The organism is Acinetobacter sp. AG3 (assembly GCF_022343575.1).
In the GTDB taxonomy this organism is placed as follows: domain Bacteria; phylum Pseudomonadota; class Gammaproteobacteria; order Pseudomonadales; family Moraxellaceae; genus Acinetobacter; species Acinetobacter guillouiae.
In genome coordinates this window covers 17,367-30,954 of the sequence record NZ_JAKQZD010000002.1, presented here as the reverse complement: position 1 = coordinate 30,954, position 13,588 = coordinate 17,367, and the positions used below count along the sequence as shown (strand labels likewise).

Below are 13,588 nucleotides of genomic sequence, written 5' to 3'. Positions count from 1 at the left end.
TCTTTATTTCAACAATTGAAGTAATGCTGAGGCAGTTGCAGCAGAAGAGGCTGGATTTTGTCCAGTAACCAGCAAGCCATCTACTTGAACATATACTTGCCAATCATCTACTTTAGAATAATGACCACCGTTTTCTTTAAGCATGTCTTCAACTAAAAATGGTACAATTTCAGTCAAACCTACAGCGGCCTCCTCAGTATTAGTGAAACCAGTCACTAATTTACCGCTAACTAAAGGCGCTCCATTACTCGCTTTCACATGACGAAGAACACCTGGGGCATGACACACTGCTGCAACAGGTTTGCCAGACTGAATCGCCTGTTCAATCAGAGAAATTGAAATCGGATCTTCTGCTAAATCCCACAATGGGCCATGCCCGCCTGGATAAAACACTGCATCATAATCAGCTACAGAAATTTCGCTAAGTTTATGCGTCTGTGCCAATGCTTGCATTGCAGTTGGATCTGCTTCAAAACGATGAGTGGTTTCAGTTTGAGCATCGGCTAAATTACTTTTCGGATCTAGTGGTGGCTGCCCACCTTGAGGCGACGCCAGCGTAACTTCAGCACCAGAGTCAATAAAGGTGTAATACGGTGCAGCAAGTTCTTCTAGCCAGAAACCTGTTTTCTTACCAGTATTGCCAAGTTGATCATGTGAGGTTAAAACGAATAAAATTTTCATGTTATTTCTTCGATAATTTTCATGATTGAGGAGCATTGTTACAGGGTCAGAGCATGCCAGATACGCGCATTTAGCTTAGATGCTCATCTCGAGAATTTGGCGACTGATCTCTAATGAAACATTTTTATGTTCGCCTAGCTGTGTAAGATTATGTGATTTAAGTTGCGTAATGATGATCTCAATATCTGTCTCCCCCAGTCCATAATCGCTAAGACGAGTCGGCAATCCAAGTTGCTCAAAGAAGGCTCGAGTACGAGCAATAGCAGTATCAATACGTTGTTCTTCATCACCTTCGATAATCTGCCAGACACGAGCTGCATACTGTAGTAATTTTTCTCGCTTCTCTTGACGACGCACTTGTAGATTGGACGGCAACACAATGGCCAAGGTACGAGCATGATCAATACCATATAAAGCCGTGAGCTCATGTCCAATCAAATGGGTTGACCAATCTTGTGGTACACCAGCTCCAATTAGCCCATTCAGTGCCATGCTAGCAGCCCACATCAAATTCGCACGCGTGTCATAATCTGCTGAATCTTCCAAGATTTTCGGTCCAATCTCAATCAGAGTTTGCAATAGACCTTCGGCAAAACGATCTTGTACTTGTGCATTGACAGGGTAAGTTAAGTACTGTTCCATGACATGAACAAATGCATCGACCACGCCATTTGCTAATTGGCGCGTCGGCAAGCTAAAAGTTTTATTCGGATCCAGTACGGAAAATTGCGGAAAAACATAGGGGCTGCTAAATGACAATTTGGCTTGGGTCGATTTTCTGGTGACTACCCCACCGCTATTCATTTCTGAACCAGTTGCCGGAAGGGTGAGTACACTCGCAAAAGGCAAAGCTTGAGTAATTTTAGTACCATGGGTTTCTAAAATCTCCCATGTATCCCCTGTATAATTGACTGCTGCTGCAATAAATTTAGTACCATCAATTACCGATCCACCACCGACAGCCATCAAGAAATCAATCTTTTGTTCACGAATCAGCTCTACAGCTTTCATGAGGGTTTCATAACTCGGATTCGGCTCAATTCCGCCAAATTCATGAATTTCTCTTGCACCTAATGCTTCACGCACCTCAGCTAAAGTACCATTCTTACGTGCACTTTCACCACCAAACAACATTAATACTTTTGCTTCTGTAGGCACATAGTCATTGATTTTAGCTATTGTATCGCCACCAAAAATAATGCGGGTCGGATTATAAAAGTTAAAATTCAGCATATTTTTATCCTAGGATGATCAGCTAATTGATTTGAAAAACCACCGTTATTCATCAAATAAACTTTAAAAAATTGGACAACACTGCGGCTTTTGACTGCACCATGTGCTAACTATACATAAAAATAGACCAGTCGTCTATTTTTATAAAAAAATTATTTCATCTTGTGACTTGAGTGATGGTTAAACACATTCAGGCTTGTTCTATACCACTTTTATTATTGATGTATTTTCACGAGCGATTGTTGGATGGAAAGTATAAACATGTATGACTATTGACATGGTCGTGAACGCATTGGCTAAAACAGTGAATGGCTCATACAAAATAGCAATGATTGAATATTTTAAAAGCAGATTGGCAGGGTTTAGCAGATGTACAAATGCGACAGTAAATTAGATAGATTGGTTCAATATAAAGCATGTAAATAGTTGCATTCGTATATTTACCCTGCCCTGTTTTGGATATTGACCCATTTAAATGATGGGATTAAGCCAATAAATAAAGTAGCCCAACTTGAATAAAAAGCCTCTGACAAACCTCAAAGCGTTAAAGTGCTGCCTTTCATTCAAAATTTCAGGCAGCACCCTCATACATTTAAGCGTCGGTTTAAGCTGGTAGTTTACTCGCCAAAACATCTACTTTTTCAATAGACGGTGGCTCTGAAAATAGCTCTTCGGCCTGAGCCATCAACGCAGCTGCAACCTTGCCAGATAAATGCGCTTGGCGACCCGCCTCATCAGGAAATGCATCAAAAATACCAAATGTTGTAGGTCCAAGACGTAAGCCAAACCACGCAACTGTCGCAGGTTCTTCCATTACAATAGGTAAACCGGCTTTAAGGAAAGCTTCCACTTCGTCTTCTTTACCCGGTTTAGCTTCAAGACGGACATATAAAGCTGTTTTAAGCATGACTAAAACTCCACAATTGATTAAAATTCAAACTGATTCTGTCATTGCTAATGTATGCATGTCAGAAAGTTTTGTTGTATAAAAGTTAAAAAACATCCCATAGCTGAGCCAAAATTTAGGTTTTTATTTCGACATAATGCTATGAATTTATTCAAGTTAATATCAATAACATTTGAATCAAAAAATTAAGATATGAGATGATTAAATTCAATCTTAGTTATATAAGGATCAATTGACTCTACCTTAGATTTATAACCTGACCTCTTCATCTGGAAATTATATTGCTCAAGAAGCACTCAAGAACAACATTGTACATCCTCATATCTATGAAAGTTATTTAGCTAGGAATTTGCTGTGGAACTCTATATGTTTCTCTATAAAGCTCGCAATGAAGTAATAGCTATGGTCATACCCTTCTCTTAGGTTAAGTGTAAGAGGATATTCTTGTTCCAAACAAATATCACTAAGAAGCTTAGGCCTTAACTGTTCTTCAAGAAAATCATCAGCTGTTCCCTGATCGACTAAAATAGGTAAATGAACTTCAGCGTTTTTGATTAATTCAATCGCATCATAGCTTTTCCATAAAGTTTCGGTTTCACCTAGATAGTGTGTAAAAGCCTTTTTCCCCCAAGGTACTTGGCTAGGTGCAACAATTGGTGCAAAAGCAGAAATACTTTTATACAGCTCAGGATTTTTTAACCCAATTACTAATGCACCATGACCACCCATGCTATGCCCCATAATGCTTTGGACTTGATTGGTCGGAAAATTTAGGTCAATCAGATTTCTGAGCTCTTCCACAATATAATCATACATTTTGAAATGCTGCGACCAGGGTGCTTGTGTTGCATTCACATAGAATCCTGCGCCTTGGCCTAAATCATAATCTGCATGATCTGGTACATCCTCTCCACGTGGGCTGGTATCTGTTGCAACAATAATGACTTTATGTTCAGCCGCATACTTTTGTGCTCCGGCTTTAGTAATAAAGTTCTGTTCGTTGCAAGTCAGCCCTGATAACCAATATAAAACTGGCAACCGCTCATCTTTGTCATGAGGTGGCAGATATATTGAGAATTTCATTGAACAGTTTAATGCTGTTGACTGATGGCGATACACTTCTTGCGATCCACCAAAAGAAGCATGTTTCTCAATTATTTCCATAATCAATTACCTATGTTGAGCAAGACTTCATGAGAAATCGAGTAAACAAAGAGTCTGACATTCTCCACAGAGAATAGTGATTAAGATTTAAAATGTAGGCAGGTTTGTTGAACCTATACACGATGCCTACACAGATAGATCGGTTTTACAGATAATGTGCCGTTTTAGAGGATTCCATGAATGTCATTCATGATTCACATGCATGGAAAACTATAAGGTCTGACGGAATTATTCGTAATGAATTACAGTACGAATTGACTTACCTTCATGCATTAGATCAAAGGCTTCATTGATCTGATCCAAGCCCATCGTATGTGTCACAAATGGTTCTAATTGAATTTTACCTTTCATGGCATCTTCAACCATTCCTGGAAGTTGCGTACGACCTTTTACGCCACCAAAGGCAGAACCTAGCCATTTACGACCAGTAACCAGTTGGAATGGACGGGTAGAGATTTCCTGACCTGCGCCAGCTACACCAATAATTACGGATTGTCCCCAGCCACGGTGTGCACTTTCAAGAGCTGCACGCATCACATTCACGTTACCAATACATTCAAATGAATGATCTACACCCCAGCCAGTCATTTCGACAATGACTTGCTGGATTGGTTTATCGTAATCTTTAGGGTTCAAGAAGTCCGTTGCACCAAACTCTTTTGCCAGCGCAAATTTATCTGGATTCATGTCAACCACAATAATACGCCCTGCTTTAGCTTGACGTGCGGCTTGTACGACTGCCAGACCAATACCACCTAAACCAAAGACCGCAACACTATCACCTTCTTGTACTTTAGCCGTGTTATGTACTGCACCGATACCCGTTGTTACCCCACAACCCAGTAAGCAGACATGTTCGTGATTGGCTTCAGGATTGATTTTAGCCAATGATACCTCTGCCACTACAGTGTATTCACTGAACGTTGAGCAGCCCATATAGTGGTAAATCGGTTGACCATTGTAGGAAAAACGAGTGGTACCATCTGGCATTACGCCTCTACCTTGAGTTTCGCGAACGGAAATACACAAGTTCGATTTTCCAGATTTACAGAATACGCACTCGCCACATTCAGCAGTGTAAAGTGGAATAACATGATCACCTGGTTTGACGCTAGTCACGCCTTCACCAACCTCAACTACAACACCAGCACCTTCATGCCCGAGAATAGCCGGAAAAACACCTTCAGGATCATCGCCAGACAAAGTAAATGCATCTGTATGACACACACCGGTATGGGAGATCTTAATTAATACTTCACCTTTCTTTGGTGGTGCAACATCAACTTCAACAATTTGAAGAGGTTGACCAGGACCAAACGCAACAGCAGCACGTGACTTCATGGAATAATTCCTTATACAGATCTATTTTAAATATGATTTTAGAATCTTGGCGATTTCAGCCAATTCTTCTTTTCGTTGTTGTTCTGTGGTTTCACCTGATACTAAAGTGTCCTTTAAATGAACCTCCAACATTTCATTCATCAAACCATTAATAGCACCACGCACAGAGCATATTTGTTGCAGAATTGCACCACATTCCACATTGTCTTCTAACGCTTTTTCAATCGCTTGCGTCTGACCTTTGATCTTTCTGACGCGTAGAAGAATCTTTTTTTTGTCTTCAACCTGATTAGGCATCAGACCTCCTTATTTGCTAGCATTAATACTATAGTACCCCATAGTATAAAAAAAGCAATAATTTTTATAAATCGAAAATTAAAAAGATCTTTAGCGAAAATTTTCTATCCCTGTTTTTAGTTTTTTTAAATTAACATCATAGAGCTTATGCGAAAGTCACAAAAAAAATGGGACTTTTAGCTCCCATTTTTTATTTTGTCTCATGTTCTTTGTAATGCTGTGACCTTTTAGAATTATGTTTCAAATTTTAGCCACTTTGTAGATATTTTGAACGTTTCAAGCCTTGAAAATACTACCGACAGTTTAGATTAAACTGCCTTTACAGACTGTACTAGAATATTTTTAGTGAGCGGATGATGTTTACTATTCATTATTTAGGAATTATTAAATCCTATAAATATCATTTATTGGATTAATTTATTTTGGTACTGTGCATATCATCCCCTAGTTAAGAATAAGGAACAACTATGAATAAGATGATGAATGCTCTTATCCTAGAAAATTTTGGTGATCATGAATTTACACGTGTAGAACTCCCTATACCTCAACCAGAGGCTGGGCAAGTTCTAGTCCGTATTCATGCTAGTGGTGTAAACCCTATTGATTATAAAATTCGTCTTGGTGAAGCACCATATGCTATGCCAGAGCTTCCTGCCGTGTTGGGAACGGATATGGCTGGGGTTGTCACTGCTGTTGGTGAAGGTGTCACCCACTTCAACGTCGGAGATGAAGTTTACGGTCTGATAGGTGGCGTTCGTGGTCTTCAAGGATCTTTAGCAGAATATGTTGTAGCAGATGCTGATCTGATCGCATTAAAGCCACGCAATATCTCTATGCGCGAGGCAGCAGTACTACCATTGACGTTTCTCACGGCTTGGGAAGGTTTAGTGGATAATGCGAAGGTCCAACCAGGGCAAACTGTACTGGTTCAGGGTGGTGCTGGTGGCGTTGGCTATATGGTTGTTCAGCTTGCAAAAGCACTTGATGCAAATGTTTGGGCGACTGGTCGTACAGCTGATCAATCACTGATTTCAGAACTCGGTGCAACACCTCTCGATTACACAACAGCATCTTCCGATGACATTATTGCTGCAAGCCCTGAGGGTCAAGGTTTTAACATTGTTTACGACACTGTGGGTGGTCCAGTACTCGAAGCTTCACTTTCCATGACAACTCACTATGGCCACATTACCAGCTGTGCTGCATTTGGTAATCATAATTTAGCGAGTTCATCTCTACGGTGTGCCACAGTGTCTGGCGTATTCGTCCTAATGCCGATGTTAACAGGCAATCGCCGTGCTCATCATGGTGATGTCCTTAAGATCGCGACTCGTCTCGTTGAGGAAGGTAAACTGCGTCCTATTGTTGATCCTCGTCATTTTACTCTAGACCAAGCGATTGAGGCTCATGATGCTGTTCAAGATCGCTCTGCCAATATTAAGGTCGTGATTGATGTCATTTAACGCACTTCAGGCCAAGACTTGGCGCTTCAATTGTATTGGAGATACAGATGTTCTGACATTAGAAACACTTCCTGTTGCTTTACCAGCAGCAGGAGAAGTTCTAATCCAGATGAAAACGATCGGACTCAACCGGGCTGATGTAATGTTTCGGCGTGGTACTTATATTCAAAAGGCAGTATTCCCTTCTCGTCTGGGATATGAGGGAGCAGGCATAGTTCTTGCGATAGGTGAAGGTGTACGCCAATTTTCTCCAGGAGATGCAGTATCGATTCTTCCGACTGACAATCTAGCCAAATATGGGACATATGCGGACAAGCTTCTGATTCCAGAAACTTTTTTAGTTCACAAACCCGATAGTTTAAGCTGGGAAGAAGCTTCTTCAATCTGGATGCAGTATTTAACGGCTTGGGGTGGTGTAATCCATGCTGGTGGAGTTTCGAAAGGAAAAACGATCTTGATCACAGCAGCTTCAAGTAGCGTAGGACTAGCTGCGATACAGATAGCTGAAGCAGCGGGAGCTAAGGTCATTGCAAGTACACAGACGATAGAGAAAAAGCAACGTTTACTGGATCTCGGTGTTAAAAATGTTATAGCCACTGAAGATGAACCAGATTTGTATGAGGCGCTTGTATTACGTTTAGGTGGAGAACATCTTGATGTCGCCTTCGATGCTGTAGGAGGGCCTCATATTGAACAGATTGCAAAAGCGATGTCTGTAGGAGGAACGATGGTTATGCATGGTGCACTTAGCCCTGAGATCACACCATTTCCGCTTAAAGTTGCATTACGCAAGAGCTTAACCATGCGAGGTTTTTTGTTCCTTGAGGTTCTGCATGACCCTGTTCTAAGGGAGCAAGCCAGACGATTTATTCTTAGCAGTATAGGTGCAGGATATCTTCGTCCAGTGATCGACTGTTGCTTTAACTTTGAGGACATGCATGATGCTCAGCGCTATCTTGAATCAAATCAGCAAATAGGAAAAATTGTAGTTACTCTGAATACATGATGGTCTTATCTGATTTCTACTTTCTAGAAAAAAGGTTAGTTCCATCTGATTCAGGTTTCTATATGGCCCAGCACTTCCGCTAAGTAATCAAACAATGCTCGGATTCGCAAAGGTGTCGGGCCCCGCTGTGGACGATATAAATACAAGCGCCAAACGGGAGAGGTTTCCTCATGAAGTATCTGAATGAGCTTACCACTCCTAAGCCACGGCAAAACTAGAAATCCAGGCATGTGTCCGAATCCAACTCCAGCGAGAATCGCTTGAAATTCAGCTTCTAGATCATCTGTAATAAAACGGGGCTTTGATGGCGTAAAGCTTCGACTTTCGGTGAATGTCCATGGCCAGTAACGCCCTGTTTTATGATCGACTAGTGCTGTTAAAGGGTATTTATCAAGGTCAATAATTTTTTTAGGCATTCCAACCTTATCAATTAACTCTGGCGTACCCACAGAATAAAAGTTCACTTTCGCCAATTCCCTTGCTACATATCGATTGTCCGGCAAAAATCCAAATCTGATCCCGATATCTATTCGCTCATCGATCACATCCGAGTGTGAATCTGTTAGCACACAATCCACGACAATATCTGGATAACGTGTGGCAAATTCCGCTAGTGCAGGTACTACCAATTTACGCCCTAACACAGACGACACAGTAAGACGGACGGTCCCATGCATTTCATCTCGTTTTTCCTTGGTGTCTTTTACAAGCAAAGCATCGATCGATCCCACCGCAAAACGTGCTTGCTTTGCCAAACGCTCACCATCAGCAGTAATTTTAATTTGTCGAGTACTCCTGTAGAACAGAATTTCTCCGCGCTGCTCTTCTAGCTCTTTTATTGCCCGTGTCACTACCTGTGGGGAAATACCCAGTTGAGTTGCTGCCTCTTTAAAATTTCGAGACTCTGCTGCGACACAAAAGATACGCATCATTTCCAATTTGTTCTGCATGTCCAATCCTGTGTTATGGTAATTATTCCGTAAATAGGAATTCTGAAAGATAATATTATTCATTTATTATAACTAACAAGGCTGTAATACTTAACCCATCAAATATGATTGACAGATAGGTTGAAGGTTACTTGTATGAATAATATAGAAAATAAAGTTATTGTTATCACTGGTGCAAGTAGTGGTTTAGGTGAAGCTACTGCTCGCTTACTTGCTAAAAAAGGTGCAAAGGTTGTACTTGGTGCTAGACGTACTGAAAAATTAGAGGCTATTGTTCACGACATTCGTGCTGAAGGTGGTCAAGCTGAATTTATTGGTATGGATATAACCAAACCACATGAAGTACAAGCACTTATTGAAAAGGCATTAAGCGCATTTGGTCAAATCGATGTATTGGTAAACAATGCTGGATTAATGTCTATTGCACCATTAAGTGAGCTAAAAGTTGATGAATGGGATCGTATGATCGACATTAATATTAAAGGTGTTCTTTATGGTATAGCAGCGACACTGCCTGTTTTCCAAAAACAAAACTTTGGACACTTTATTAATCTCGCATCTGTTGCAGGGTTAAAAGTATTTAGTCCAGGAGGTACTGTTTATAGCGGTACTAAGTTTGCTGTAAGAGCCATCTCTGAAGGCCTTCGTCATGAAGTTGGGGGAACAATTAGAACGACGACTATTGAGCCTGGTGCAATTGAGTCAGAACTAAAATTCGGTTCTTCTCATAAAGAAAGTTCAGAGTTTGTTACTGATTTCTACAAACAAGCTATACCAGCTGACTCAGTCGCTCGAGCAATTGCTTATGCAATTGAACAGCCTGCGGATGTAGATATTAATGAAATTGTTTTGCGCCCAACGAGCCAAGAGTTTTAATGATTGAATAACATAAAATGGGAGCACTTCGCTCCCATTTTTACTATATTTTTTTAAAGTTGAGGACAAATCTATGAAAGCCGTATCGTATGTTATCAATAACCATGATGATTTTAAAAATTCATTGGTAGATATTGAAAAAGCGAAGCCTATGCTTAAGGAGCGTGATGTACTGGTAAAAGTTCAGGCAATCTCTGTGAATCCAGTTGATACCAAAGTGAGAAAAAATTCGTCTGAAGCAAATAATCGTATTTTAGGTTGGGATGCCGTTGGTGAAATTATTGAAATTGGCTCAAAAGTTACCTCGTTTAAAGTAGGAGATTCTGTTTGGTATGCTGGCGATTTAACCCGAGATGGTAGTAATGCTGAGTTTCAAGCAGTCGATGAACGAATTATCAGTCTTAAACCAATTACAGTATCTAATGCAGAAGCAGCAGCATTGCCATTAACTGCAATAACGGCATGGGAAATGCTGTTTGATCGGTTTCAAATTTCAGAAACAGAAGTTGGCAGTATTCTAATTATTGGTGGTGCAGGCGGTGTAGGATCAATTGCTATCCAACTCCTAAAAGCAAAAACAAATCTGACCGTTATAGCAACAGCTTCACGGAAAGAAACGAAATCTTGGGTGGAATCACTTGGTGCCGACCATGTCATTGATCATAGCAAAGATTTAAACGAACAAATCGAGACACTAGGCATTGAAAAACCAAAATATGTATTCTCTACAAATCATACAGAAACCTATATCAAGCAAATAGTTTCTCTGATTGCACCACAAGGTAAGCTTGGATTGATCGATGATCCACAAACCTTTGATATTATGCCGTTTAAGACTAAATCTATTTCTATCCATTGGGAGTTGATGTTCACCCGTTCAATGTATGAAACCGATGATATTGAAAAGCAAGGTGATTTATTGCAACAGGTTGCCCAATTAGTTGACCAGCAAAAAATTAGAAGTACCCTCAACCAAAATCTAGGCAAAATTAACGCTGCAAACTTGGAGAAGGCGCATAAGTTGCTTGAATCAGGCAAGTCAAAAGGCAAAATTGTACTAGAAAACTTCTAAAACAAATTAAAGGTGAAATAATGACTATTTCAGTAATTGCGAACTTTAAGGCAAAGTCAGATCAAAAAGAGACGTTAGAAGCGCTTTTAAAAAGTGTAATAGAGCCTACGCTTCACGAAGAAGGATGCTTGAAATATGAGCTTTATATTAGCGAAAATGACTCGAGTAGATATTTCTTCTTAGAAGAATGGCGTAGCAGAGAGGATTTAGATATCCATATAGCCTCTGATTATATTCAAAGTTTATTTGGTAATATCCAATCGCTAATTGAATCAAGTGATATTGTAGAAATCAAAAAAATATAGCTGTATTCGGACGTTATGATGAAGTATTCTTCAAATTAACATAGGGACTTAGAAAGCTAACAAAAAATGGGAGCTCTAAGCCACTGCTGTCCCATAAATTGTGTGATTCATAGACATCATTTCAATATAATTGGTGTCTATGAACAGAGAAATTCAACAAAGACTCGTATGGGTTAAATTATTTGAAGAGACCAATGATGCTGGCCTAGTCTGTCGGAGATGTGGCATTTCTAGACCAACATTACGCAAGTGGTGGAAACGATATTCTGAGCAAGGTATTGATGGATTAAGTAGTCAGAGTAAACGCCCATTAAAATCTCCAAATACTAAAATCAATGCTGAGCTAGAGGCCTTAATATTGGAAATGCGCTCGGCTAGAAATCTGGGTGCTCGACGTTTGCAAACAGAATTGATGAGGCTGCACGGAGTCTCGTTGTCCTAAGCGACTATCCATAAAGTACTATCCAACCATCAAATCAAACCGATTAAAAAATTCCGTCGTAAAGTAGATTTCATTCGTTATGAACGCCCATTACCAGGCGATAGAATTCAAATGGATACCTGTAAATTGGGTCCTGGGCTATATCAGTACACATCTATCGATGACTGCACACGATATCGCGTTTTAAGGATATATAAACGCCGAACAGCAGCGAATACGCTCGACTTTTTAGACTGCGTAATTGAAGAAATGCCTTTTCCCATACAGCGAATACAGACCGATCGTGGGCGGGAATTTTTTGCTGAAAAAGTACAGAAAAAATTGATGCAGCAAGGAATCAAATTTAGGCCAAATAAACCAGGTTCACCTCATTTGAATGGCAAGGTAGAGCGTTCTCAAAAGACTGATAAATCTGAGTTCTACGCTACTGTCGATATTAATTCTGAAGATATCCAAGACAAGCTAGCCGAATGGCAGCATTACTATAACTGGATGAGACCACATTCAGCTTTGAAAGGTAAAACACCGATGGAAAGGTACTTTGAATTATGTGAAGAAACCCCTTTCTCTGATGAGGTCCAGAAGCAATACAACCCATCCAATGAACGGATTCAACACGCCAATTACAAGATGGATTTAGAGATCGCTAAATTGAAACGATCTCTATGAATCACACACTTTAGCTCATCGATTTACCAAAGCGCTAATCTTCACACTATTGTCTAAAATCCAGTAATCAAACTGTGATGCTAAAGCTTTTAAATTCCCCTTATTATGAATCAAAGTCAGCATGATGATTTTCATAAAGACGGTTTACTTATGATAAGGAAATTTCTAAACAATACCCCTTTCAACATACTTAGGCTATTTCAACCAGAGTTCATCTTTTTGCATCATTTTTAAGAACCTATCCAGAATAATTTCTATGCAAAAGTAGCCTTAAAAAGGCTAAATTAATGAACTGAAGACTCGTATTTAGGTGCTTTTCACAGTTTTTCCAGAGCCTTCTACACTTTTCTAACCAAGCAAATGATCTTTCCACAACCCAGCGTTGTGGAATGACTGCAAATTTATGCAATTCACTTCGTTTAGCTACATCAACTCGGGATCCGATTAAATTATTAACAGCCAAAGAAAAGCGTTCACCTGTATAACCGCCATCAACAAGTACAACCTCTACATTTTGTAAGCTATCTTTATGCAAAGTTATTATCTAACGCACCTTGACGATCTGTTTTATCTGCTGTCGTAACCAATGTTCCATGCGGGAGACCTTCAGTATCAACAATAATATGTCTTTTAATGCCTGAAACTTTTTTACCAGCATCATACCCTTTATCACGTGCAGTATCTGTGTTTTTTACACTTTGTGAATCAATCATGATAAAGCTCGTTTGTTCTTTCCGTCCATTGCTGATACGGGCCTCGCCAACTACATTTTTTTAAAGCTTGCTCAAGTATGCTAGGTTCAGTTTCTGAAGACTTTTTATTCCAAATCGAGAAGTAATAATGCACAGTGCTTTTAGGTGGGAAGTCTCGAGGAAGCATACTCCATTGGCATCCACTTTTTAGAATATAGAGCAATGCGCAAAATACTTCATAGACATCAACGACTTTTGGACGTGTTTGTTTTTTTCCGCTCAATAGTAGCGGTTCAATTTCTTTAAAAGCTTCTCGACTAATGTCGCTGGGATATGGTTTTCTCATGGGGGAATTTAACAAATTATTTTTTCAATTGCTAAAAAAGAATGAAATTAATACTGGATAGGCTCTAAGCTTAGTGGAACAGTGGCAATATCAAACCTTAGATGATTATGGCTATGTCTTCAGTTTTTTCTGGATGGCTGCGCC

General features: G+C 39.8%; 12 protein-coding genes and 3 pseudogenes. 7 read left to right on the top strand and 8 right to left on the bottom strand.

Features of this window, described 5'->3' with window-relative positions; genetic code table 11:
- Window positions 1-3 precede the first annotated feature (3 nt).
- Both L3V46_RS22060 and L3V46_RS22055 read right to left on the bottom strand, forming a co-directional pair.
- Window positions 4-681, bottom strand: a complete 678-nt coding sequence (locus L3V46_RS22060; protein ID WP_034617125.1) for a type 1 glutamine amidotransferase domain-containing protein — start codon at window positions 679-681, stop codon at window positions 4-6.
- A gap of 75 nt (window positions 682-756) precedes the next feature.
- On the bottom strand, window positions 757-1,914 hold the full coding sequence (locus L3V46_RS22055) for an iron-containing alcohol dehydrogenase (protein WP_005400052.1): 1,158 nt from the start codon (window positions 1,912-1,914) through the stop codon (window positions 757-759).
- A 184-nt stretch (window positions 1,915-2,098) separates the two neighbouring features.
- Between L3V46_RS22055 and L3V46_RS22050 the strand changes: the two are divergent.
- Window positions 2,099-2,433: pseudogene (locus tag L3V46_RS22050) on the top strand (IS3 family transposase); the annotation flags it as partial.
- An 85-nt stretch (window positions 2,434-2,518) separates the two neighbouring features.
- On the opposite strand, the gene L3V46_RS22045 reads toward L3V46_RS22050, so the two are convergent.
- The 4 genes from L3V46_RS22045 to L3V46_RS22030 all read right to left on the bottom strand — a co-directional run bounded on the left by L3V46_RS22045 (window position 2,519) and on the right by L3V46_RS22030 (window position 5,623).
- A complete protein-coding gene (locus L3V46_RS22045; RefSeq protein WP_000920558.1) occupies window positions 2,519-2,821 on the bottom strand; it encodes an antibiotic biosynthesis monooxygenase in 303 nt (100 codons plus the stop codon).
- A 333-nt stretch (window positions 2,822-3,154) separates the two neighbouring features.
- Entirely contained in the window at window positions 3,155-3,985 is an 831-nt protein-coding gene (gene fghA / locus L3V46_RS22040; RefSeq protein WP_005400053.1) for an S-formylglutathione hydrolase, read from the bottom strand.
- 228 nt (window positions 3,986-4,213) lie between these two features.
- The gene (locus tag L3V46_RS22035) at window positions 4,214-5,326 is read right to left on the bottom strand and encodes an S-(hydroxymethyl)glutathione dehydrogenase/class III alcohol dehydrogenase (RefSeq protein ID WP_000842149.1); all 1,113 of its coding nucleotides are present in this window, start codon (window positions 5,324-5,326) and stop codon (window positions 4,214-4,216) included.
- Window positions 5,327-5,347: 21 nt separating this feature from the next.
- A complete protein-coding gene (locus tag L3V46_RS22030) occupies window positions 5,348-5,623 on the bottom strand; it encodes a metal/formaldehyde-sensitive transcriptional repressor (RefSeq protein WP_001133624.1) in 276 nt (91 codons plus the stop codon).
- A 467-nt stretch (window positions 5,624-6,090) separates the two neighbouring features.
- Here L3V46_RS22030 and L3V46_RS22025 point away from each other — a divergent pair, with 467 nt between their 5' ends.
- Window positions 6,091-7,086: a zinc-dependent alcohol dehydrogenase family protein gene (locus tag L3V46_RS22025; protein ID WP_034617118.1), complete on the top strand. Its 996-nt coding sequence runs from the start codon at window positions 6,091-6,093 to the stop codon at window positions 7,084-7,086.
- Window positions 7,076-8,092 (top strand): zinc-dependent alcohol dehydrogenase family protein, encoded by a 1,017-nt coding sequence (locus L3V46_RS22020; protein WP_239046809.1) that lies wholly within the window; start codon window positions 7,076-7,078, stop codon window positions 8,090-8,092. Before L3V46_RS22025 ends, L3V46_RS22020 begins: the two co-directional genes overlap by 11 nt.
- 50 nt (window positions 8,093-8,142) lie before the next feature.
- Here the strand turns inward: L3V46_RS22020 and L3V46_RS22015 are convergent, their stop codons facing one another.
- Complete coding sequence (locus L3V46_RS22015) at window positions 8,143-9,042, bottom strand: LysR family transcriptional regulator (protein ID WP_034617113.1); 900 nt, start codon at window positions 9,040-9,042, stop codon at window positions 8,143-8,145.
- A 135-nt stretch (window positions 9,043-9,177) separates the two neighbouring features.
- Here L3V46_RS22015 and L3V46_RS22010 point away from each other — a divergent pair, with 135 nt between their 5' ends.
- The 4 genes and pseudogenes from L3V46_RS22010 (at window position 9,178) to L3V46_RS21995 (ending at window position 12,406) form a co-directional block, all read left to right on the top strand.
- Window positions 9,178-9,918 carry an SDR family oxidoreductase gene (locus tag L3V46_RS22010; RefSeq protein WP_034617111.1) on the top strand — a complete coding sequence of 247 codons (741 nt, stop codon included), beginning with the start codon at window positions 9,178-9,180 and terminating at the stop codon, window positions 9,916-9,918.
- Between the two features lie 73 nt (window positions 9,919-9,991).
- Window positions 9,992-10,990, top strand: coding sequence for a zinc-binding alcohol dehydrogenase family protein (locus tag L3V46_RS22005; protein WP_034617108.1), 999 nt, complete (start codon window positions 9,992-9,994; stop codon window positions 10,988-10,990).
- A gap of 20 nt (window positions 10,991-11,010) precedes the next feature.
- Window positions 11,011-11,295 (top strand): putative quinol monooxygenase, encoded by a 285-nt coding sequence (locus L3V46_RS22000; RefSeq protein WP_004281848.1) that lies wholly within the window; start codon window positions 11,011-11,013, stop codon window positions 11,293-11,295.
- Window positions 11,296-11,434: 139 nt separating this feature from the next.
- Window positions 11,435-12,406 (top strand): annotated as a pseudogene (locus tag L3V46_RS21995) (IS481 family transposase).
- Window positions 12,407-12,644: 238 nt separating this feature from the next.
- Here L3V46_RS21995 and L3V46_RS21990 read toward each other — a convergent pair.
- A pseudogene (locus tag L3V46_RS21990) lies at window positions 12,645-13,444 on the bottom strand (IS5 family transposase).
- Window positions 13,445-13,588 lie beyond the last annotated feature (144 nt).